The organism is Streptomyces sp. NPDC005151 (assembly GCF_053599875.1).
Map to the genome: position 1 here is coordinate 1 of NZ_JBSFYR010000095.1, position 21,635 is coordinate 21,635.

Sequence of the window (21,635 nt, forward strand, 5' to 3'; positions counted from 1 at the left end):
CTCCCCTGCTCGAACGAAGCTGAGAGCTTGGGGAAGGAGCTACCAGGGCATTTCGGCAACGCGGGAAGCGTGCGTGCCAGGGCGTGGCCGCCCGACCAGAGGTCACCCGACAGGCTCTCGGAGCCGCCGCCTGTCGCTGGTCGTGCAGCGACACAACCACGCGGGAAGGCGGGGGAGGCAGGCTCTGCCCGTCTCCCCCGCCTTCGGTATCCGTGATCAGCCTGCGGCGGCCTCTTCGATGAAGTCCGTGACCGGACCGGGCTGGGAGGCCAACGAGGCGTGGCTGGATACCAGTTCAATGGTCTTGCGCGGATTCATGCGCTGGGCCATGCGGCGTTCGTTGTCGGGGTGGATCATGCGGTCCACGGTGGAGACCTGGTACCAGCTCGGCTTCGCACGCCAGGCCGCCGAGGTGACCTTGTCGCCGAACGTCGATGCCAGCGGAGCCTTCTGCGTCACGGCCATGACCAGCGCCTCGTCAACCGGCAGGTCCTGCGCAAAACTCTCGTGGAACTTGTCCTGCTTGATCCACAGGTAACCGTCGGAGTCCGGCGCGAGATTCTCCACAGCGGCCGGCGGCATCTCCTGGCTGATCGCACCGGGGCTCTCCCCGGCGTCCGGGGCGAACGCGGCGATGTAGACGAGCCCCTTCACGTTGGGCAGGTCTCCGGCCTCGGTGATGACCGCGCCTCCATAGGAGTGCCCGACCAGGAGCACAGGCCCGTCGATCTGCTGGACCATCTTGCGCGTGCGCGCGGCGTCGTCGGCCAGCGAGGTCAGCGGATTCTCCACGGCGTGCAGGGAGTCGAAGCCACGTCTGTGCAGCTCGGTGATGACCTTGCCCCAGTGGGCGGCGCCTCCCCAGAAGCCGTGGACCAGAACTACGGCGGGTTTGTCAGCCATGGCATGTGCACCATTCCCTCTCGCCAGGGGGTCTGCTTGCATCGGCAACGCTAAGCGGACCGTTCCAGGGCCGCCACCGCACACAGAGTCACTCAATCCTTCAACCATCACACGGCGGGCAGAGGCCTGCGAGGGCCAGACCGATGAGCTGGTCGAGCAGGTCGCGGCGCCGTGCCTCGCCGCGCGGCGACCCCGCCGATCGCCGGTAGCCTGTGCGTTCCGGTAAGCCGTCGTCAGCAGAGGTATTCACCCCCTACAGCCTCCACGTTCGGACGCCCTGAAGCGACCGCACCCCCGCGCGTCGGCGTCCGCGGCGCAACTCCGTGTCAGGAGTTACGGAGTATTCAGAGGTTGGCGTCCAGGAATTCCCTGAACTGCGCCCGGTTCATGGGGCCAATCCGGGTCGCTGTCACTTCCCCCTGCTTGATCAGGAGAAACGAGGGCGCGCCGGTGACACCGTAGCGTCGGGTCGGTTCCGGACACCGGACCATGTCGGCCCTGACGACGGTCAGTCGCTCCCCGTACGTGTCGGCCATCTCGCGCACGAGGGAGTCCATCTCCCTGCACACCTCCGCCACCTTCGCCCAGGTCCCGCAGAAGTACGCAAGCACCGGTGCGTCGGCCTTTGCCAGAACGAAATCGAACTCCGCGTTCTCCAGCGGCTGGTGGACCCGACTCGCCATCGGCGCTCCTGAGGTGGTGATCAACACGGCAGTACCCATCATGACCTGCCCCTGCCGCCGCAGCGTGCGCGCGCCGGGCGGTCACCACCGGGCGCCTTCACGCTTACGGCCTCCCCCGCGACAGGGAGTGAGCTCCCGGCGCCCTGCGACTTTGCTTGCGGCGTTGTCGTCGGTCACCGACGCTCCGCGTCGACTCCGTCCTCCGCCTTGCCATCGAAGCCGCATGACGCCGCTCGCTGATCCACTCCCCATCGCGTCGGGGGAGGCCGTTGGGCGTCGGTGCCCGGCGGTACGCGGAGGCCGGCGCGGGCCCGGGCGGTCGCCGGTACGGCGGCTGCGGAGCCGACGAAGGGCGGGCAGTCGAGCGTCGAAGCCTGGACGGTCGGCCACGTCACCGACGAGCCCGCGCACCGCGGTCGACAGCGCTTCATTGAGCCGACGCTCGAAGCGCTCCAGAGCGCTGCGCAGTTCCTCGCCCCCGCGCGCGCCTGCCATGAGTTCCAGGCACGCCTGATGTTCCGGGCTGCGCCTGAGACTCCACAGCAGGTCCAGCGCACGGACGACGCGTCCTTGCGGGGGCCCGTTCACCACGAGTTCCCGGCGTCGCGGCGCCCGGGCCGTGTACCGCTCGACCAGTGGTCGAGGGTCGCCTCGACGAGAGTCTGAGCGGTTGGATGCTCAGCAAACGGTGCCCGGGCTGCCCCTCGGGGGCATATGGCTGAGCTGTCTCCTTCACGCGCGATGCTGTATCCAGCACGCGTTGCCGGAGCACGGGCGTCTGTTGCCGTGCTCCTCTCCTGGCCGTCTCTTCTCATGTCGGGAGAGAGAACCCGAGCCCCTCAGGGACGGCGCAGCGCCCGAGGCAGGACGAACCACAGGCCCGCAAACATGGCGACCGTAGCCGCAGTGATCACTACAGCCGCCCTGAGTCCGAGCACGACGTTCATGAGAAGCAGGGTGGCGCCGCTGAGCGCGAGTGCGAGAAAGACGAGGCCGACTTCGGTGAGCCGGGCCGACAGTGCCACGATGCGCGCCTTCTCGCCTCGGTGGAACAGCGCCCGATGCAGCGCGACCGGGGTCGCGAGAATCGCGGACGACACCACGGCGAGCAGCAGCGTTACCACGTAGGTGTAGCGCTCCATGGCGTCGAGCGTGGGAAACCTGCTGGTGAAGGCCAGGCCGAGGAGAAACGCGAAGACGATCTGCACACCGGTCTGGAGGACCCGCAGTTCCTGCAGGAGTTCGATCAGATTGCGGTCGGCCCGTTCTTCGGAGGTCTCCTGACGGCCCGGCTGCCGGCTGTCGTCCCGCTCTGCGTCCACGCACGACATCCTCCCTCCCACCTCCGAGGTCCAGGTGCGCAACGCACCGGACGGAATCGGCGCACGGCACGTGGACGAGGCCGTTGGAGTACGTCACGGCCCACAACGGCGGAACGTGCCCAGGGAATGAACGGGCTGAGCTCGCCCGGCATCGAGGCCTGATCCCGTAGCGGACCGACTCGGAACTCAGTGTCCGCCCACCTCGGACGACCGCAAACCGCACGCCTCGCCCTGCACAGCATCGAGGACCCCATGAACTCACCCCTCACACACGGTCGCCCTATCCACCCTGTGCGGCATGAGCCCAGGTCTTCATGGGGTTCCCTCGTGGTCGGGGTCCGGTTCGGGCCGGAGAACCGTTTCTCGCCGCTCGGCGGGACCCGTGACGCCGGGCTCCGGCGCGTCCTCCCGCACGGCGTGGCCGCCGGAGAAATCGCCTGGCCGGGTCGGGGCGGGCCCGGTGCCCTGGGTCTCGGTCCAGCTCGGGGAGTGCAGCCCGGACGACAGCTGGGTGCAGGTGACCTCGGCGGGGGACCCCGCCGGCAGCACCCACCGTCCATGCCGCTCGCAGGGCGCCTTTCCCTCGGGGCCAAGCCGGGGAAACCCGGCGCTGCCCCGGGTGGCGTACGAGGCGTTGTGGGCGTATGCGTGGAGTGCATGCGGTGGCCCGGTACGGGATGGCGCGGGGCGCGCGAAACGCCACCCGAGCTGCCGCGCACAGGGTCGGACAGGAGGAAAGGTGCGGTGTGATGCCGGCAGGATCCAGTCGTAAGCGGGAGCGGCAGTACGAGCACATCACGGAGAGTGCCGAGAAGCGCGGTGTCTCCGAGGAGCGTGCGAAGGAAATCGCCGCGCGCACTGTCAACAAGGAGCGGGCCCGCTCGGGAGAGGCGAAAACGGCGAGCAGGACATCCCTGCGCGATCCGAAATCCGCCTCACAGCGTGGCGGTGAACGATCCCATCGCGGACCGCAGGGGCCCACCAAGGACCAGCTCTACGAAGAGGCGAAGAAGAAGCACGTCGAGGGCCGCTCGACGATGAACAAACAGGAGCTGCGCGAGGCACTCGGCCGCTGACAGCCCCTCGTGCGGGGGCGAGGAGACGAATCCTGATGACGCCTACACGCCACGTCACTCCGGTGTGCGGAACACCGTGCTGGGTCAACCGCATGACCCGCGACCTGCGCGCCACGCAGGACTTCTACTCGACCGTTCTGGGATGGGAGTTCCGCCCGGGCAGCCTGGGAACGGGTTTCTCGGTCGCCTCCGTTCAGGGGCAATCGGTGGCCGGGCTGGCCGAGGTGGCGCCTGGTCTGCCGATGGCCGGGGCGTGGTCCCCGTACTTCGCTGTGGCGGACGCGGACGTCACCGCAGCCCGGGTCCGTGAGCGCGGCGGCACTATCGCCGTCGGCCCGGTGCGCTTCGGCCTGGGCCGGGGCGTGATGGCAGCCGACCGCGACGGGGCCGTGTTCGGCTTCTGGGAAGGCCGCACCCTTCCCTGGCAGGCCGGCCGCGGCAACGCACCGGCCTTTCTCGAGCTGCGCACCCGCGACGCGTTCGACGCCGCCATCTTCTACGCCGAGATCTTCGACTGGGCCTCCGGCGAACCCGGCGGCTGCGAGGTCACCTACGCCTACGAGCACGACACCGTCACCGTCCGCCAGGGCAAAAACACTGTGGCCACCCTGCGCGGAGGCGGCGTCGGGGAATCTCCCGACCCCCGCGTGCGACCACGCTGGCACGTGCACTTCCAGGTCGACGACGTGGAATCGGTCATCGCCGCCGCACGCGCGGCAGGAGGAACCGCAACCCCTGTGGCCCCCTCGCCCGGCGGCGGCACGGAATCCGTCATCAGCGACCCCGGCGGCGGCCACTTCACCGTGTGGACCGGATCGGTACTCGCCGGGCCGGTGACCACAGCCGACCAGGAACCGGTGTGATCGATACCGGGAGACCGGCGAAGGCGCCGCCGCACAGCGGGGATGGAGAAGCTCGCCGCGGCCGGTGATGAGGTCCCGCGGCCGCCGTCATCACAGGATCGGCGGTCCCGGTGTCCGGGGCCACCGAGGCGCCGTGACACAGCGGTAGGTGGACACCGACGGGCGGTCGGCACCCGGACCCGGCCCGTTGGAGGCAGCAGGATGGGAGACCACAGCTCCTTGATCACGCCGCCGGCCGGAAACGACGACTCAGCCCACGCTCATGCCACAGGTCAGGTTCACCACTGATCCCGACATGGCGGCGGCGCCGTCCGAGGCGAGGAATGCCGCGGTGCGAGCCACGTCGCTCAGGCTGGGCAAGCGCTTGAGCAGTGTCATGCCTTCAAGGAAGGCACGGAATTCGGCATCCGGCATGGGCAGGTCCGGCGCGTCGAACGTCTCGGCGATGCGGTGGGGCCGCACACAGACGACCCGCACGCCGGCCGGTCCGAGTTCGGCCGCGAGCGTCCGGCTGAGCGCCTCGACGCTCGCGCAGGCGACCGCGAATCCACCGGTCCCCGCGATGGCCAGCGTGGCCGGCGACGCGGAGAGCGTGAGAATGGCGCCCGAACCCCGCTGGACCATGTGTCGTCCGGCGATGCGCGAGGTGAGGAATTGCGACGACGCCCAGGTCGTGATCGGGGACACGAAGTCGGCAAGGGAAAGTTCGAGCAGCGGAACGCCCTGTACCGCCTGGATACCGATCGCGTTCAGCACCACGTCCGGCGCCCCGGCCCGACCGGCAACCTCGGCGAGGTAGCCCTCGACGTCGGACTCATGGGTGGCGTCGACCTGCGCGACGTGAGCAGCGCCCCCCTTGGCAACAATCTCGCGCTGGACGTCCTCCACGGACGTCGACGTACGACCGCTGAGGAAGACTGTCGCGCCTTCCTCGGCGAACTGACGCGCGACGGCAGCACCCACCGCGCCACCAGCGCCGAAGACCACAGCAACCTTGCCGTTGAGGAGCATCACACGTTCCTTCCGTAGATCGTCAAAGCCCGGACGTCAGCGGACGCCGGCCCACTGCCACATGGACGGCCCGCCACCCGGCCGGCGGGCCGGGCGGCGTGTCGTCCCACACCGCGAACGTCCGTGATCAGCGCAACTAGCGCGAATCCCGCTCCGCTGCCTCAGCGATGCGCTTGATGTGCGCCAGCCGCCGATCCCAGTCGGCCGCGAGCGCGGCCATCCACCGCGCCGTCGCGTCCAGCGCCGCGGGCTGCACCGCGTACCGCACCTCGCGTCCGACCCGGCGGCCGGAAACCAGCCCGGCGGCGTCCAGGACGGCGAGGTGCTTGACCACCGCCTGCCGCGAGACGGGCACTCGTTCGGCGAGCTTCGTAGCGGTGATCTCGCCCTGTGCGGCAAGCAGATCAAGCAGCTGACGTCGCGTCGGGTCGGCCAGCGCGACGAGAACGCTGTCGACCGCCTCGACGCCGCCGCGACGTTCGTCTGTCACGCGGACTGTTCGGCACGCGTCTTGAGCGCATCGAACACCTGGGGCCAGCCGCCGGTGTTGTCCTTCACCGCCTTGCTGCGCAGTTCCTCGGATCCGGCCAGCACCGCGAACCCGCTCTCGATGACGCGGAGCCGCGTCTTGTCGCCTTCCGGGGTCAACGTGAACTCCACGAGGGTGCTGTTGTCCTCGCGCAGCTCTTCGCCGGGGAACGCGCTGGCCCAGCGGTACGCCACGTACGTCGGCGGCTCGACCTTCTCCACGCGCACCGGGAAGTCGCCGTACTCGGCATTCTTCGCCACCACCGACTCGCCTTCTTTGGCCGCGATGCCGGGCAGGCTCGCCTTGTCGACCACCCAGAACCCGGGGTCGGCCACCAGCGACCAGACCCGCTCCATGGGTGCCTCGATCAGGGTTTCGCGTTCGATCCGATCCTCGCTCATGAGGGGACTCCTTCACTGTCGCCACTGGATGCAACTCCAGGGTTGCATGTCGAGCCCCCACGCGCAACCCGAGAGTTGCATCCCGATCGCGCGCCGCTTCACCCGGCCGCACGTCTTCACATCCTCGACCCCGCGCTCCGGGTCGTGCGCGTCAATACAGCCGCACTGGCCATACACGGAGTAGGACCGACCGGCAATTGGGGGGTGGGTGAAGGAGCGGGGCTGGGGTGCGTGCCTCGCAAGGCGGAGGATTGAGCCATGGCGGAGCCATGGTGATTGGCGACAACGCCGCGAGGTGCGTGCCCCAGCCCCGTGACGCCGCCCCCAAATTGCCGGTCGGTCTAACGGCCGAAAGCGTACTGGGCCGGCCACTCACGGAGGCGTACCCCTTTGCTGACCCTGCGGCCGAAGAATCCGTGGCCCGCGGCATCGCTCGCAGCGTGGGATGGTGTCGGGCCAGGGCGGCGCCGTCCGGTCGTGCCGGCGGATCGGTGCGCCGGCACGATGGGCCACTGTTCAGCCCGCGCCGTCGAAACCATCCGACGGACGAAAGACCACCATTCCCTGCCGCTGCAACTCGACAAAGTCACGGATGCTTCGGCCGCCCATGACGATTCGTGGCGCGGCTGTCCGTAACCGAACACCGAGGCGACCTGCTGCAGGCAGGAATCTGGCGTTCGCTCAAGCGTGGTCAACCAGTTGTGCGTGGCCTTTCTGGCGTGCGCAGTGGGCGCAGCAGAAGAACTGGCCGTTCGCCTGGAGGCCATGCCCCAAGATCCGACATTGACAGTTTTCGCAGGACGGAGCGATCCGTTGGGCTGCGCACTCAAGGCTGTCGAAGATGTGAAGAACCCCTGCCGCACGCACCTCGAATGCCTTCTCGTAGTCATTGCTACAGACTTCACATACCGCCATGGTCGATTACTCCTCGCGCTGTGTTGGGCGTCTCTCCTGGACGTTACGAGGCTGTGCTCGGCCTCACCCCAACGCAAGGCGACCAGCGGCACGGGCCTGCGTGATCACCCGCGTGGACGCGGTTCACGTCACGATGGCGCAGCACCGTCTCGCGCCACCTCGGGAAGGGCCTGCGCTCGCGGAGGAGCGCAGTGGCGGTAGTGACCCGAACGCACATCGTGATTGTCCGAGCTGGTATCACCTGGCTTCGGGCGGCCAGGCATCCGTCGCTCCGGCCAAGCCACGGGGGCCAGGCCCGTCGACTGCTTCGACGACGTGGAGCACCGTGATCAACACGGGTGACCGAGTCAGGACGCAGCGGCCCACCTTTCCCTGCAATGAATGCACGAGCCCGGCGCGCGAGACGGCTGGGGGCTGCTTGGCGAGATAGGTGGGCGAGACGCCGTGCGGTTGCGCCAGCCGCGCGGCCTGGGTGAAGTTAGCACCACCAAGGCATATATCGGACATTGTCGTCGACGAAAGGACCATGCAATGAAGTTCGCGGTCATCGGCGGAACCGGGCTGATCGGGTCGCTGGTCGTGAAGAACCTGAACGCGGCCGGCCACCAGGCCGTCCCGCATTCCCTGTCCACCGGCGTGGACGTCATCACCGGCCAGGGCCTGGATGATGCCGTGGCGGGCGCCGACACCGTCATCAACCTGACGAATTCCCCGACCTTCGACGACGCCTCGCCTGCCTTCTTCCGGACGTCGATGGACAACCTCCTCGCCGCGAGTGAGAAGGGCCGCGTCGGGCACTTCGTCATCCTCTCCATCGTCGGCGCGGACCAGGTGCCCGACCTGGACTACTACCGGGCGAAGGTGCTCCAGGAAGACATCCTCAAGGCCGGCCCAATCCCGTACTCCATCATCCGCGCCACGCAATTCATGGAGTTCATCGACGCAGTGATGTCCGGGACCACCGATGGCGGGACCGTACGCCTGCCGCGTACGCCACTCCAGCCGATCGCCGCCGCGGATGTCTCCCGCATCGTCGCCGACGTCGCCGCCGGCACCCCGCTCAACGACGCCCTCCACATCGCAGGCCCCGACGTCTATCCCCTCGACGAACTCGGCCGGCTCACCCTCACCGCCAAGGGCGACGGGCGCTCCGTCGTCACCGATGACACCGCCGGCATGTTCGCCGCCGTCCACGGTGATGTCCTCACCGCCCGCAACGACGCCCGCATCGCCCCCACCCACTACACCGACTGGCTCTCCTGAGCCAGTCGCGACCTCCAGCGCTCGGCCGTGTTGACCTCCGCTCCGACGACTCCACCACCTCCGGCCCGGTCCCACGCCGAACATTCGACACCGCGGCCGCCCACTGTGCGCCGCGAACGGAATCCGATGGACCTTCGCTCAAGTGCTCCGTGGTTGTCGTCACCCGAAGGCTCCCCCGGGAACGGACTCGCCACCGTCCGATCGCTGCTCGCACAAGGTGCGCACCTGCCGAGTCAGTTCGCGTGGCCACGGCACACATCAAGCCTTCAGGACCTGCCGTAGGTCGGTTGATCTGTGCTTTTCCCAGGGGTGCTCAGATTCCCCATGCGATTGACGGCTCAACGAGGTTGATGTCGCTCTGAGTCTTCCCGCCCGTTGGGGCAGTTTTCGCAGGCCGGAACCACCGCTGCATGGCTGCCCGGAGCGCGTCCAGGTCCGCCGAGTCCGGGCGAGGTGACGCCGATGCCCATGCCACGTAGCAGTCGGGACGAAGCAGCAGGGCGGTGGCTGCAGGCGCGGTCGGCTGGGGCTGTGCGGTGACGATGTCCACCTGGTCGTGCCACCCGGCCAGCGCCCCGGCAACCGATGCGTCTTCGGTCAGGTCGAGCAGCAATGGCCGCGCGGTTCTGGTCAGTTCCGTCAACCGGACCGCCCCGGTTGGGGTGTGCAGTTCCATGTCCGGTGCGAACCGGCCGACCAGGGGGTGCGTGTGGTGGCAGCCCATGTCGTAGCGGATGTCGGTGCCGGCGGTGAGGTCGGCGAGGTGCTGGACGGTGTGCCGGTGGCCGAGCAGTTCGTTGAACAGCTCGCGCAGCGCGGTGACGTCACTGCCCGGCGCGGTCAGCGCGGCCTGTGCCTGGGCGTACATGACCATCCGGTGAGCGGCTTGCCGGCGTTCGGTCTCGTAGCTGTCGAGCAGTCCGGGTGGGGCGCTGCCGTGGATCTCGGCGGCGAGTTTCCAGCCGAGGTTGATCGCGTCCTGCAGGCCGAGGTTGAGCCCGGGTCCGCCCCCTGAGGTATACACATGGGCGGCATCCCCGACGAGGAACACCCGGTGGTCCCGGAATCGTTCGGCCACTCGGGTATTCCCGCCGCTCAGCCGGCGCAGCACGTGTGGTCCCTCGCCGGTGGGCGGGCCGAGCGGCAGGTCGGCGCCGAGCACGCGGCGGATGCTCGCCCGCAACTCCTCAAGGCTCATGCGAGCCTCGGTTTGGGGCTGGTCCCACTCTGTGGTGCTGACCAGCGGCGGGTGGCCGGGGAACGGCGCGTACGAGAACCCTCCGTGCTCGGTACGGTGGGGCAGAAACGGCAGGATGGTTCCGTAGCCGGGTACGTTCAACGCGCCTGTCTCGGGATCCACCCACTCCGCGGGGACCGTGGCGTGTGCTGTCCGGTTGGTCCGCCGGTCGTAGGTGACGCCGGGAAAACCTATGCCGGACAGCTTGCGCGTGATGCTGTGTGCCCCGTCCGCGCCGACGACGTAACGGGCCCGCAGCCGGTAGGCCCGGTCCTTGTCTGCGACGTCCACGGCGACCTCGTCGTCGTCCTGTGAGAGGCCGACAAGCTCATGTCCCCGCCGGATTTCGACGCCCAGTTCAGTGGCTCGCTCCTCCAGGACCTGCACGATGCGGTGCTGCGGCGCCGGCAGGCCGTAGACCGGGCTGTCCTCCAGCAGGCTCAGGTTCAGGCCCAGCGCGGCGAACATGAAGTACGCGGAGTTCGGCTGCGGCGGCCCCGACGGTCGATCATTCTCACGACCTGGCCGAGCAGCCCGTTCGCTTTCGGCTCCGTGCTCGGCGCGGGCAGACTGTCCAAAATGACTGGCCGGGCCCCGGCCAAGGCCAGTTCGCAAGCAAGCATCAGCCCGTTCGGGCCGCCTCCGACGATGACGACATCCGTGATCACGAACGTGTTCCCCTTTGCGTGGACGGAGAAGAGCAGGACGGATCGGCCCGGCAGCAGCCCGGCAGGATCGGTTACACGGTTTTGCTAGGGAATATGAAGGCCTGCGGCGATCCGGTCGAAGACCTCGCGCAACACCGGGACGAGCGGGGCGGGCGGATCCGTACGCAGGCAGTGCTCCACGGCCACAGCACTCCCCGCGCCGACCACCGCGGCAACCAGTTTCGGGTACACATCACGGGCCACGTCGGTACCGGTGCGCTCGGCGATCGCCTTGGCCAGTTCCTCTTCTGCGGCCGCATTCGCCTTGACGACCTCCCCCTGCAGCGCCGGTTCGGCCAACATGAGCCGGAGCCCGTCCCTCCAGCGCTGGTCGTGGGACGACCTTGCGCCTGATTCGTCTCCCTGTGCGAACTGGGCCTGTACGACGTGAACGATCGAGTCCCACAAGGGCTCGGTGACTGGCCGTGTGCGTAGCTCGTCGGCGATCCGCAGCATGCGCTCCAGATGGCTGGCTGCGATCGCCTCGGCCTTGCCGGAGAAGTAGTTGCGGAAGGTGCGCACAGACACATTCGCTGCGGCGGCGATGTCCTCGACCGTCACGTTGTCCCACCCGCGCTGCACACACAGACGGATCGTTGCCTGGCTCAGCGCGACGCGGGTCTCCCGCTTCTTGCGCTCCCGCAGCCCGATGCGAGCGTCGTCTCCCTGTGTCATGTCAGCCACCGTAGCAAATCTTACTGAAATGGCAATGTTTCCTTCACGGCAAGATTTTCCACTGCTGTTGGCGGACGAGACAGGCTCGTCCCGGCGCGCCAGGCAAGATCACACAGAGGTGGGTGGGGAGATCAACTGAGCAGGTTTGGGCCACCGCTGAGCACCCGGTGGGAAAATTCAAAGAGCGTCGGCACGGTCACCGGCCGCGCGGGAACGGTAGTTGCTGTGGAGTGGTTCTTTGCCTTGGCTCAGCGCGGTGTGCAGCGGACCGCGACCAGCACCTTTGCAGCATGCATGACCAGGACGCTACCGCGCAGAATGTTCCCTTCGGATGGCGGCAGGTCGAAGCCTCGAAGCTGGTGGTTCCCCAAGCCACCACAAGGCGCATTGCCGAGCCGGCAAGCTATGAGGTCACGGCACGAGGTAGGTGCGGCTGCCCTGCATTCCGGATGGATGCACATTCGGCACGACCATGCGGAGAGCTGCGATGCCGTGCATACAGTGGCGTTCGGCGGGCCCTGTCGTGAGGGCCGCATGGGAGACGGGCGGACAACTGGATGACTGACATGGCCACGGCCGAGTGGTGGGAGCTGTTGCCGGCTGGTATCCGCGAACGGGTCGACGGGTACGTCCTTCAGGACGCCCGCTTTCAGGCGGTCCGCATCGTCTTCGAAGCCGGCCGTGCCCACGGCCTGGGGCTCAATGACGCTCAGCTTGTTGTCCACGACCGTTGCCTCCACCAGGGCGACAGAATCGCCCACACCCCCGACAGCCCCCTCGACCTGGAGTCCCTGGCCGCCAGTGCTGCCAACTGCCCCGGCCGCATCGTGGCGATCGAGGCGGTTTGGGACGGTGACACTGTTCACGACTGGTTCGTGAACCTACTGGCTATCACCGCTGACCCCACGAGCGAGCATCCGCTGGCCACCATCTACTGGCTCACGGCCGTGCGGCACCTTGGAGAAGAGAAGAATCTCGGCCCGCGTCACCCGTCAGCGGCAGCCGCCGACAGGGCCGGTAGCGCCCTGGCTGCCCGTCTTTCGGTCCCCTTCCACTTCGCGAGTCCGGACGTCCCGGACGACCAGGCCCCCCGCTGGAGGCCTTGAACGAGAAAGGGGGTGTTTGCTGGGATCAACGTGCGGACCAGAGGAGGATGGCCAGCGATATGGGGTCCGGCCAGGTAAATCGTTGGCGCTTCCGCGAGCAGATCATGGGACCACCCGTTTGCCAGCCGGGTCAGGCGGTCGTCCGCCAGGGCGAAGTGGTTGGCGAGGTTGCGGAAAGAGTAACCGCCGTCGTTGACCCAGACACCACCGTCGATTGAGGTCCGGTGCGCGGGGCCACATGGGCTTTCCGGTAGGGCGGCGGCTAGCGGTTCGGGGTCTTCGACACTGGTGCGGGCGCGCAGCGCGGCCACCAGGCGGTGGACGACTCGTCGGGTACGGCGTCGTCACCGAATGCGGGCAGGCGGTTTTCGGGCGGATGTACCGAAAGCCGCGGCGAACTCGGGCAGGAGTGGGCCTGTCCGGCGGGCTCGGCTTCTCCCACGGCCGTCAAAGATCGGCTGCCAGCTGGTCGGGCGAGACGGAGCTGGGTGTAGGCGGCGAGGATGAACCAGGTCCTGGCTTCGTTCACGTCCAGCAGCAACGTTTGTCCACGGAGTCGTCTCAAGCAGATGATGCTGCAGGCGAGTTGGAGCAGGCCGAGGTGGAGATCGGCGCGTATCTCGTAGCGGGTCCGGAGTCGTTTGAATTGGTGGAGCCAGGCGGATGGTGCGCTCGACGACCCAGCGGGTCTTGCCCAGGCCGGAGCCGTGCGGGGTGCCGCGGCGGGCGATCTTGGGTGGGATCCCGCGAGCGCGGATGAGGCGGCGGTACGTGTCGAAGTCGTAGCCGCGATCGGCGAATAGCCGCCGGGGCCGGTGGCGCGGTCGGCCTCGCAGGACGCGAATGCGGGGAATGGCGTCCAGCAGCGGCATGAGCTGGGTGACGTCGTGGCGGTTTCCGCTGGTCAGGGAGACAGCGAGCGGGGTGCCGTGCCGATCGACGACGGTTGGCAGACCGGAGAGGACTTGCCTGACGGACAGCGGGCGGTACACGGCCTGCGGCTGCCCGTGACGGGGCTCTTCCTGGTCGCGCGGATCGAGCTGAATCGGGAACTCGTCGTCGGCGAGCTCCGTACCCGGCCACCGCAGCCCTGCCGGTCATCGCGGCCGTGTGTCCGGCCTGGCGGTCCGGCAGCCGTCTGCGCAGCCACCGCCACGGTCGGCGGAGGAAGCCTGGACGGCTCGGAAGTGCCGATGGCCACCGACATCCCCTTCGCGCTCGCGGTCCTGGCCGTCCTGAGCACCCACCGGCCCTCTGCACTGCGGGCCTTCCCGCCGACCCTTGCGGTCGTCGACGACCGGGGTCCGGCGCGCTCACCGACGGCATCGCCGCCGTCCCGCCGGACTGGGCGCTCGGCAGTCCGCTCCCACTGATCCTGCTGACAGCCGCGTAGATCATCCAGCCGGTTTCCCATGGCAGGCCTCATCACCTGCGGCGAAAATGGTGAGCGGAAGGCAAATGAGGAGGTTGGCATCCGGTGTGAAGCTCTCCCGTAGGCCTGCTGCGTCCGACGCGCCTCGCGCGCTCGACCCAGGCGCGGGTAGGAAAGGGCTCAAATCCGGTGCCCTGGGACTGTTCTCCTCCGTAGCCATCGGCCTGGCGTCCACCGCCCCGGCGTACAGCATCGCGGCCACGCTCGGCCTCATCGTGGCAGGGGTCGGCCTGCAGGCCCCGATCATCACGATGCTGGCCTTCATCCCGATGCTGCTGATCGCGTACGCCTACAAGGAACTCAATGCGAGCAACGCCGACTGCGGGACCACCTTCACCTGGGCGACCCGTGCCTTCGGCCCCCGCACCGGCTGGATGGGCGGCTGGGGCATCATCGTCGCCGACATCATCGTCATGGCGAACCTCGCCGAGATCGCCGGCATCTACGGCTTCCGGCTCCTGGGCTACGACTCACTCACGGAAAACAGGGTGTGGACCACCATCGCGGGCGTCGTCTGGATCATCGTGATGACCGCGATCTGCTACATCGGCATCGAGATCTCGGCTGCCGTTCAGCGCTGGCTCCTGTTCTTCGAGGTGGCCGTACTGATGCTGTTCGCCGTCACCGCCCTGGTCAAGGTCTACACCGGTAATCCGGAGATGGCGATCCATGTCTCCGCGTCCTGGTTCAACCCCCTCCACGTGCCATCGACCGAAGCGCTGACCACGGGCATCCTCGCCGCCGTCTTCATCTACTGGGGCTGGGACACCGCCGTCACGGTCAACGAGGAGACCGCGGACAGCACGCGCATCCCCGGGCGCGCCGCCGTCATCTCCGTTGTGCTGCTGCTGGTCATCTACGCCCTTGTCGCGACCTCGGCGCAAGCCTTCGCCGGAGTCGGCTCCGCCGGAATCGGGCTGGGCAACAAGGAAAACGTGGGAGACGTGCTGTCGGGCCTGGGCAACGCAGTCATGGGCAGCCACGGCCCGGGGCCCTTCTTCTCCAAGCTGCTGATCCTCATGGTGCTGACCTCCGCGGTGGCCTCCACCCAGACCACCATCCTCCCGATGGCCCGGACCGTCTTCTCCATGGCGGCGCACAAGGCCGTCCCCTCCCGATTCGCCCGCGTGCACCGCAGATTCCTCACCCCGACCTGGTCGACCATCTGCTTGGGCCTGGCCTCCATCGGCTTCCTCGTCCTCCTGACGGCGATCAGCCGCAACATCCTGGCCGACTCCATCGAGTCGGTCGGCCTCGCGATCGCGTTCTACTACGGCCTCACCGGCTTCGCCTGTGTCTGGTACTTCCGCAGGGTGCTCACCCGCAGCCGCAGGGACTTCCTGTTCAAGGGTTTGCTGCCGGGTCTGGGCGGGCTGACGATGCTCTTCCTCTTCTGCTACGCCGCCTTCGGGGTCTACGCCGACCCCGACTACGGTGAGACCTCCATCGACCTGCCGTTCATCGGACGGACGGGCGGGGTGACCGTCCTGGGCCTCGGAGCCCTGCTGCTCGGCGTCGTGCTGATGCTGGTCGTCACGCGCGAGCACACCGCGGCCCTCAGGCTTCAACGCAGCCTGCTGCCCCACCGGCTGCCGCAGCGGACCGCTGTCGAGATGGCGAGCCGCTATGTGCCCGCCGACAGCCGGTCCGGAGTGGGCGGTGACTGGTTCGACGCCATCCCACTGTCGGGCACACGTGTCGGCCTGGTCGTCGGGGAGGTGATCGGCCACGGACTGCTCGCCGCCGCCACCATGGGGCGCCTGCGCACCGGCGTACACGTCCTCGCCCGTCTGGACCTCGCCCCGGACGAGCTCCTCTCGCGCCTGGACGACCTGGTCGGCCAGACCGCCAAGGAGCAGGCGGCCGCTCATGGCGCAGACGGCGCGCGGCCCAGGGAGGACGAAGCCCTGGGGCTGGCGTGCCTGTACGTGGTGTACGACCCGGTGTCGGGACAGTGCAGCATGGCGCGTGCCGGCCATTCGATGGCTGCGGTCGTCCTGCCGGGCAGCGGCGTCGCCACCTACCCGGAGCTTCCGCCGGGCCCTCCGCTGGGACTGGGTGGTCTGCCCTACGAGACCACGGAATTCCAGCTGCCGCAGGGCAGCCTCGTCGCCCTCTTCACCGACGGCCTCGTCCAGACGGCCGCCGACGACCTCGACGTCGGACTCGGCCTGCTCGCCGAAATCCTCGCCCAGTCCCGGCGTCCCTTGGAAGAACTCTGTGACCGCGCGGTCGCGACTCTGGTGCCGGGCCCGGCGAACGACGACGCGGTCCTGCTCCTCGTACGCACAAGGATGCTCGGCGATCACCAGGTGGCCGAGTGGGAACTGACCGCGGAGCCGGCGATGGTCGGCAACGCCCGCGCCATGGCCACGGCGCAACTCGGATCGTGGGGACTGGACGAGCTGTCGTTCACCACCGAACTCATCGTCAGTGAGCTGGTCACCAATGCCATCCGCTACGCCGCCGGGCCGATCCACGTCCGGCTCATCCGCGACCAATCCCTCATCTGCGAGGTCGCCGACACCGGGCACACCTCACCTCATCTGCGCCACGCCGCCGCTGACGACGAGAGCGGCCGCGGCCTGTTCATCGTCGCCCAGATCGCGCAGCAGTGGGGCACTCGCTACACGCCCACCGGCAAGACCATTTGGGTGGAGCAGGCCATGCCGGAATCCCCTGCCGTCGATGAAGCGCTCTGACAGTGCGGTTCGGCCTGGGAGTGATGTTCGGCTGCATTCCAAGCGGTGAGACGGCCAGAGGCCCGCGAGACTCTGGACATCTGTCGTGGCCCGGTGGGTCCGGTGATGGCATGCGGCGCGAGTCCGTCGACGGTCAAGGGCGGCATCGGCAAGCTGCGCGAACGTCCCCAGGGCACCGGATACTCGCTGACAGCCTCGACCGCGCCGGCGCTGGTCATCACCGTCCGCGGCCTCGCACGGCCGTTGCGCACCACCAGCCGCTTCCCGGACCCATCGCGGGCGTCGGCCGGCTCGGCCAGGCAGGCGTCGACCTCCGCCTCCAGCGCGGCGGCCAGCATCCGCCTCGCGCCCTCCTGCACGATCTCGTCCAACAGCGAGACCCCGTCTCGTACGAACCGTCTCAGCCACTGCCGTCACCACGGGTGCACCTTCCCGACCGGCGCTGCAACGCCGACCACATCGGGACCCATCGATCCATCAGTCAGGTACGCCTCCATCACGGGTCGGCTTTGTTGGTGAGTCACGAGAGCGCCTGTCGCTCAGCGGCGAGAGCGCCCCTTCCACGGGAGAGTGATGTCGCTGGGGTTTGAGAGCGCCTGGGTGCTTGCTTCGGGACCATGGTTGTGCTCTGCATACGTGGGGGCATGGGTGCTGCCGCAATCCAAGGTCGATCGCCACCACCCTCACCCGCGCCGAACAGCAATCCTTGGGCAAACCGACGCGGGAAGCACGGCCGACAGGAGTCCCGGACGCGTTCAGCGGGAGTCGTTGAGCCTTGTCCCTCATACCCCCACCGCCGCGGCGGTCAGCGCAGCGACTCGGGCAGTTCCTCCCGGTGGACGATGCCCAGGCGCTGCGTCGCACGGGTCAGCGCCACGTACAGGTCACTGGTCCCGAACCGCCCCGGCTCCACGACCAGGACATGGTCGAATTCGAGCCCCTTGGCCTCACGCGGGCCGAGCAGCACCACGGGACGGGTGAGGTCGGGTTCGGCGCCGGCCGTGACTCCGTCGAGCGGGGCCGCGATCTCCTCGTGCAGCGCACGCGGTGCGATCACCGCGAGGCGTCCCTCCTTCGGCGTCAGCTCCACGACGGCCCGTGCCACCGCGCCCGCCAGATCCGCACCGGCATCCCGCGTCCACGGCGTCTCGCCGGTGGACCGCACCGACCCGGGCGGCTCGAACGAGGGGTCCTGGGCCCGTACGACCCTGGCGGCCAGCTCCATGATCTCCGCAGGCGTACGGTAGTTGACCCCCAGCCTCACATGCTCGAAACGGTCGCCGACGTACGGCTCCAGGATCCTCTCCCACGAGCCGACGCCCGCCTCCTCGGAGGTCTGCGCCGGATCACCGACCAGGGTCAGCGAGCGGGTCGGTGACCGGCGCATCAGCAGCCGCCACGCCATCGGCGACAATTCCTGCGCCTCGTCGACGATGATGTGCCCGAACGCCCAGGTCCGGTCGGCGGCGGCCCGCTCGGCCGCGCTCCGGTGATCGGCCTCCTCCTGCCGCTCGGCCATCCGCTCGGCGTCGATGATGTCGTGCGCGGCCAGGCGCTCGGACTCCTCGTCCTCGAACTCGTACGTCTCCGACCCCCGGGACAGCTCCAGGACGCCCTGCGCATAAGCGACCCGCTCCTGGCGCTCGGCCTCGGCGGCGGCCCGCTCGGCACTGTCGTCGGCCCCGAGCAGCTCGGCCGCCTCGTCGAGGAGCGGCACATCGGCCGGGGTCCACTCCCCGTCACCGGGAACGCGCCGGATGGCCTCGGCATCCTCGCCCGGTACATACACCGGCTCGGCCAGATAGCCGACGAGGAACTCCTCGGGGGTGAGCACCGGCCACAGCTCTCCGACGGCGGCGTGCACCTCCTCGCTCGCGGCGACGCTCTTGCCGAGCTGGGCGATGTCGTCCGCACCGAGAAAGTTCGGCCCGCCGTACGGGTCTGCCCCGATGCGTTCGGTGAGCTGTGTGGTGAGGGCGTCGATGACGTGGAACATGAAGTACGGACGGGCGAGGTTGTGCGGCAGACGGGTCTCGCGGGCCGCCTGCCGGGCCTGGTAGGCGATCTCCCAGTCCAGGACGAGGTCCCCGTCGTCGTGCGGGATGACCACCGGCGCACCGGGCTCGGGTAGCCCCTGCCGGTCGCGAACGGCGAGGGCGAGCGCCTCGGCCATCCCCGCGCCCCCCTTGACGGCTGCCGCGCGGGGGGTATCGGTGCCGCGGGCGTGGACACCGGGGAAGAGCTCGGCCTGCGTGGCGAGCATGACCCCGGTCTCGCCGAGGGCGGGCAGCACCTCGCCGATGTAGCGCAGGAAAGCCGAATTGGGGCCCACAACCAGGACCGCGCGCTTGGCCAGAAGCTCCCGGTGCTCGTACAGCAGGAAGGCCGCACGGTGCAGCGCGACCGCCGTTTTGCCCGTGCCGGGGCCGCCCTCGACGACGAGGACACCACGGTGCGGGGCGCGGATGATGCGGTCCTGTTCCGCCTGGATGGTCCGCACGATGTCGCCCATGCGGCCGGTGCGGGCGGAGCTGAGCGCGGCGAGCAGCACGGTGTCACCGCTCGGGTCCTCGAAACCGCTGCGTTCGCGGTCCCCGAGATCGAGGATCTCGTCGTGCAGCTCGGTCACCGTGCGGCCCTCGGTGGTGATGTGCCGGCGCCGGCGCAGACCCATGGGCGTATGCCCGGTGGCGAGATAGAAGGGCCGGGCGACCGGTGCCCGCCAGTCGATCAGCAAAGGCGTGTGTTCGGTGTCGTCCTCACGAATTCCGATACGGCCGATATGGTGCGCGGCACCGTCGCGGAGATCAATGCGGCCGAAGCACAGCGAGCCGTCCACCGCATTCAGGGCTGCCAGCAGACCGGAACGCTCGGCGACGAGCACATCGCGTTCGAGACGGGCCTGCAGGCCGTTCCCTACCGGGGTCAACGCGTCCTCGACACGCTGCGCGGTGACCCCGCGCAGCGTGTCGACTCGGTCGTAGAGCCGGTCGATGAATTCCTGCTCCTTCTGCAATTCGACGTTTTCGCGAGTTGACAAAGTCGCTCCCTGCCGGATATGGTGTTTCTAGTGGCCCCGGGTGAGGGGTCTTTTCTGTGAGTACACAGAACCACTCAATATACGTGAGGAAATCCCCGTTCCGCAATTGCGGAACGGGGATTTCCTGTGCTCGGGGACCACTTGGATCTGAGGTCACGACAGACGCGGCCGCGCGCGAATCGGGAGCACGTCCGCACCGTGCCCGAATCCCTGCCCGCGGCGCCGCCTGTGCCGCGGGGCTCCTCCCGGGAGCAGGCGGCCGAGCGATCAGCGATCGCCGTCCCGCTCACCAGGCAAAGCGTGAACGGGGAAGAGCCCTCGCCCAACCACACGCCAGTCCGGCACTCTCCCCGACATGACTACACCGTCCTTCATCCCCGGACTGGAGCTGTCCCGCCGCTTCTGCCTCGAAGCCGTTCGGCCCCTGCTGGACGAGGACGCCGCCGGGGTCACTCACTCCGCCGCCCGCCTCGGTAGCGGCTCGGAAGAGGGGCGGGACGGGCACCAGAGCGCGGCCCGCGGCCGAGCAGACAAACAGGTATCAGGAAGCAGGGCACGCACCATCGCCGATGGAGGTGGTGACGAAGTCGTAGCCCATCGCCTGCTTGCGTTTCATGGCGTAGACCTTGAGGCAGAAGGCAGTGTCCGTGCCGTCGGCGGTGACGGTGTAGTCGGCCTGTTCCGCGCCCCCGTTGAACACGACGGAATCCGGCGGCTCCGAGGTGAGCGTGACAGTCACCGCGTCCTGGGAACTGTGGCCCTTCTCCGCGGTACCGGCCTGCAGGATCTCCTCGTAGTTGATGGTCCCGGGCCCGAACTGCGCCTCGCTCGACAGCTCGGCGGTCGCCGCTGTCACGGCGGACCGCAGTTCGTCCCCGTCCCAGTTGTTGGAGCCGCTGAGGAGCCCCGGATGATAGAGCAGGTACATCCCGCCGACGGCGAAAAGCAGCGAGCCGATGATGAGGGCGCGGCCGACGGGGTTGTGCGGGTTGTAGACGTATCGGTTGGTGCCCCATTTGCTGCGGATGAATATGCGGTCTGCGTCGTCGCGACTGTCGGTCATGGCGACATTCTCGACGCCGGTCGACCCTGGTGACCAGCGGTTCGGAGATCGACTGAGAACCCTCTCGGACATGATCGCGCCCCTCCGCGAAACCGCTGGGGCAATGCGTCCACAAGAGAGAGGTGCCGGTCAGCGCTTCGTGAGGTGATTCCGAAGGTTGGGTGACCAGCCGCCTCGACTCGCTTCCCCATAGCGAAGTCAAGCTTCGACTGAGTGGTTTTCGGCCCCGTGCCGACGACGCGGGACGGCCCACCGCGTCGTCTGCAGCGGACGTACCTCGTCGAGGAAGGTGCCTTCACAGGCCAGGAGGAAGGCCAGCGTCAGCATGGCCGCACGGGCATTGCCGTCCTCGAAGGGATGAAAGAACAGGACGTCAAGGACGGCCCTGGCGGCCCGGGCTGCAGAGGTGGGTCCGCCTGACAGCTCTCAGCCAGGCACCGCTCGAACACCAACTGGGCATCGGCCGTGACGCCGTATCGCTCCCAGCCTCCTATCGCGAAGGCCGGCAGGGTGCGGAAGCTGGCGGTGTGCATGCCCAGGACGGTGCGCTGCCAGTCAGCCATGAGGGAGAACGTGAGCGCCCTGCCGTCGCCGGCGTCAGTGCGGACCTGCTGCAGCGCTTCCAAGGCGCGGAGGGTGCCTTCGGCATCACGGTGCCGCGTCGGTCAGCTTGCCGGCCGTCGCGCTGGATGATGTCCGCCATGCCG

Annotated in this window: 21 protein-coding genes, 1 tRNA gene and 2 pseudogenes; 8 read left to right on the forward strand and 16 right to left on the reverse strand. The window is 68.5% G+C overall.

Features of this window, described 5'->3' with window-relative positions; all coding sequences use genetic code 11:
- Window positions 1–216: 216 nt before the first annotated feature.
- Together ACWD6R_RS33260 and ACWD6R_RS33265 are read right to left on the reverse strand one after the other, a co-directional pair.
- Window positions 217–903 (reverse strand): alpha/beta hydrolase, encoded by a 687-nt coding sequence (locus ACWD6R_RS33260; protein WP_451822115.1) that lies wholly within the window; start codon window positions 901–903, stop codon window positions 217–219.
- Window positions 904–1,247: 344 nt separating this feature from the next.
- A complete protein-coding gene (locus ACWD6R_RS33265; protein ID WP_451822116.1) occupies window positions 1,248–1,586 on the reverse strand; it encodes a thioredoxin family protein in 339 nt (112 codons plus the stop codon).
- Between the two features lie 279 nt (window positions 1,587–1,865).
- On the opposite strand from ACWD6R_RS33265, the gene ACWD6R_RS33270 reads away from it, so the two are divergent.
- Window positions 1,866–2,252, forward strand: coding sequence for a hypothetical protein (locus ACWD6R_RS33270; protein ID WP_451822117.1), 387 nt, complete (start codon window positions 1,866–1,868; stop codon window positions 2,250–2,252).
- A 173-nt stretch (window positions 2,253–2,425) separates the two neighbouring features.
- Here ACWD6R_RS33270 and ACWD6R_RS33275 read toward each other — a convergent pair whose 3' ends face one another.
- Window positions 2,426–2,908, reverse strand: a complete 483-nt coding sequence (locus ACWD6R_RS33275; protein WP_451822118.1) for a DUF6328 family protein — start codon at window positions 2,906–2,908, stop codon at window positions 2,426–2,428.
- Between the two features lie 312 nt (window positions 2,909–3,220).
- On the reverse strand, window positions 3,221–3,457 hold the full coding sequence (locus ACWD6R_RS33280) for a hypothetical protein (protein ID WP_451822119.1): 237 nt from the start codon (window positions 3,455–3,457) through the stop codon (window positions 3,221–3,223).
- 200 nt (window positions 3,458–3,657) lie between these two features.
- Between ACWD6R_RS33280 and ACWD6R_RS33285 the strand changes: the two genes are divergently transcribed.
- Window positions 3,658–3,984, forward strand: coding sequence for a plasmid stabilization protein (locus tag ACWD6R_RS33285; RefSeq protein WP_451822120.1), 327 nt, complete (start codon window positions 3,658–3,660; stop codon window positions 3,982–3,984).
- A 35-nt stretch (window positions 3,985–4,019) separates the two neighbouring features.
- Window positions 4,020–4,847 carry a VOC family protein gene (locus ACWD6R_RS33290; RefSeq protein WP_451822121.1) on the forward strand — a complete coding sequence of 276 codons (828 nt, stop codon included), beginning with the start codon at window positions 4,020–4,022 and terminating at the stop codon, window positions 4,845–4,847.
- A 249-nt stretch (window positions 4,848–5,096) separates the two neighbouring features.
- Here the strand turns inward: ACWD6R_RS33290 and ACWD6R_RS33295 are convergent, their stop codons facing one another.
- The 5 genes from ACWD6R_RS33295 to ACWD6R_RS33315 all read right to left on the reverse strand — a co-directional run bounded on the left by ACWD6R_RS33295 (window position 5,097) and on the right by ACWD6R_RS33315 (window position 8,324).
- Window positions 5,097–5,858 (reverse strand): SDR family NAD(P)-dependent oxidoreductase, encoded by a 762-nt coding sequence (locus ACWD6R_RS33295; protein WP_451822122.1) that lies wholly within the window; start codon window positions 5,856–5,858, stop codon window positions 5,097–5,099.
- Between the two features lie 136 nt (window positions 5,859–5,994).
- The gene (locus ACWD6R_RS33300; RefSeq protein ID WP_451822123.1) at window positions 5,995–6,348 is read right to left on the reverse strand and encodes an ArsR/SmtB family transcription factor; all 354 of its coding nucleotides are present in this window, start codon (window positions 6,346–6,348) and stop codon (window positions 5,995–5,997) included.
- Entirely contained in the window at window positions 6,345–6,788 is a 444-nt protein-coding gene (locus tag ACWD6R_RS33305) for an SRPBCC domain-containing protein (RefSeq protein WP_451822124.1), read from the reverse strand. Before ACWD6R_RS33305 ends, ACWD6R_RS33300 begins: the two co-directional genes overlap by 4 nt.
- A gap of 681 nt (window positions 6,789–7,469) precedes the next feature.
- Window positions 7,470–7,703, reverse strand: a complete 234-nt coding sequence (locus tag ACWD6R_RS33310; protein ID WP_406416120.1) for a hypothetical protein — start codon at window positions 7,701–7,703, stop codon at window positions 7,470–7,472.
- Window positions 7,704–7,940: 237 nt separating this feature from the next.
- Window positions 7,941–8,324 (reverse strand): Rrf2 family transcriptional regulator, encoded by a 384-nt coding sequence (locus ACWD6R_RS33315; RefSeq protein WP_451822125.1) that lies wholly within the window; start codon window positions 8,322–8,324, stop codon window positions 7,941–7,943.
- On the opposite strand from ACWD6R_RS33315, the gene ACWD6R_RS33320 reads away from it, so the two are divergent.
- Entirely contained in the window at window positions 8,235–8,966 is a 732-nt protein-coding gene (locus ACWD6R_RS33320; RefSeq protein ID WP_451822126.1) for an SDR family oxidoreductase, read from the forward strand. The genes ACWD6R_RS33315 and ACWD6R_RS33320 overlap by 90 nt on opposite strands.
- A gap of 313 nt (window positions 8,967–9,279) precedes the next feature.
- Here ACWD6R_RS33320 and ACWD6R_RS33325 read toward each other — a convergent pair whose 3' ends face one another.
- From ACWD6R_RS33325 to ACWD6R_RS33335, 3 genes are all read right to left on the reverse strand, one after another.
- Window positions 9,280–10,671 carry an FAD-dependent monooxygenase gene (locus ACWD6R_RS33325; protein ID WP_451822127.1) on the reverse strand — a complete coding sequence of 464 codons (1,392 nt, stop codon included), beginning with the start codon at window positions 10,669–10,671 and terminating at the stop codon, window positions 9,280–9,282.
- On the reverse strand, window positions 10,650–10,826 hold the full coding sequence (locus ACWD6R_RS33330; RefSeq protein ID WP_451822137.1) for a hypothetical protein: 177 nt from the start codon (window positions 10,824–10,826) through the stop codon (window positions 10,650–10,652). The genes ACWD6R_RS33325 and ACWD6R_RS33330 overlap by 22 nt, the downstream gene beginning before the upstream one ends.
- 129 nt (window positions 10,827–10,955) lie before the next feature.
- Window positions 10,956–11,585 (reverse strand): acyl-CoA-like ligand-binding transcription factor, encoded by a 630-nt coding sequence (locus tag ACWD6R_RS33335; protein WP_451822128.1) that lies wholly within the window; start codon window positions 11,583–11,585, stop codon window positions 10,956–10,958.
- A 566-nt stretch (window positions 11,586–12,151) separates the two neighbouring features.
- Between ACWD6R_RS33335 and ACWD6R_RS33340 the strand changes: the two genes are divergently transcribed.
- Complete coding sequence (locus ACWD6R_RS33340; RefSeq protein ID WP_451822129.1) at window positions 12,152–12,691, forward strand: hypothetical protein; 540 nt, start codon at window positions 12,152–12,154, stop codon at window positions 12,689–12,691.
- 550 nt (window positions 12,692–13,241) lie between these two features.
- Here ACWD6R_RS33340 and ACWD6R_RS33345 read toward each other — a convergent pair.
- Window positions 13,242–13,635, reverse strand: a pseudogene (locus ACWD6R_RS33345) (IS5 family transposase); the annotation flags it as partial.
- 21 nt (window positions 13,636–13,656) lie between these two features.
- Between ACWD6R_RS33345 and ACWD6R_RS33350 the strand changes: the two are divergent.
- Window positions 13,657–14,064: a Na+/H+ antiporter NhaA gene (locus tag ACWD6R_RS33350; protein ID WP_451822130.1), complete on the forward strand. Its 408-nt coding sequence runs from the start codon at window positions 13,657–13,659 to the stop codon at window positions 14,062–14,064.
- Window positions 14,065–14,170: 106 nt separating this feature from the next.
- A complete protein-coding gene (locus ACWD6R_RS33355) occupies window positions 14,171–16,825 on the forward strand; it encodes a SpoIIE family protein phosphatase (RefSeq protein ID WP_451822131.1) in 2,655 nt (884 codons plus the stop codon).
- A gap of 197 nt (window positions 16,826–17,022) precedes the next feature.
- Here ACWD6R_RS33355 and ACWD6R_RS33360 read toward each other — a convergent pair.
- Window positions 17,023–17,229: pseudogene (locus ACWD6R_RS33360) on the reverse strand (hypothetical protein); the annotation flags it as partial.
- A gap of 124 nt (window positions 17,230–17,353) precedes the next feature.
- Between ACWD6R_RS33360 and ACWD6R_RS33365 the strand changes: the two are divergent.
- Window positions 17,354–17,430 (forward strand) — tRNA-Gly (locus ACWD6R_RS33365).
- A 200-nt stretch (window positions 17,431–17,630) separates the two neighbouring features.
- Here ACWD6R_RS33365 and ACWD6R_RS33370 read toward each other — a convergent pair.
- A complete protein-coding gene (locus tag ACWD6R_RS33370) occupies window positions 17,631–19,841 on the reverse strand; it encodes a HelD family protein (protein ID WP_451822138.1) in 2,211 nt (736 codons plus the stop codon).
- Window positions 19,842–20,406: 565 nt separating this feature from the next.
- Window positions 20,407–20,928, reverse strand: a complete 522-nt coding sequence (locus ACWD6R_RS33375) for a hypothetical protein (RefSeq protein ID WP_451822132.1) — start codon at window positions 20,926–20,928, stop codon at window positions 20,407–20,409.
- Window positions 20,929–21,635 lie beyond the last annotated feature (707 nt).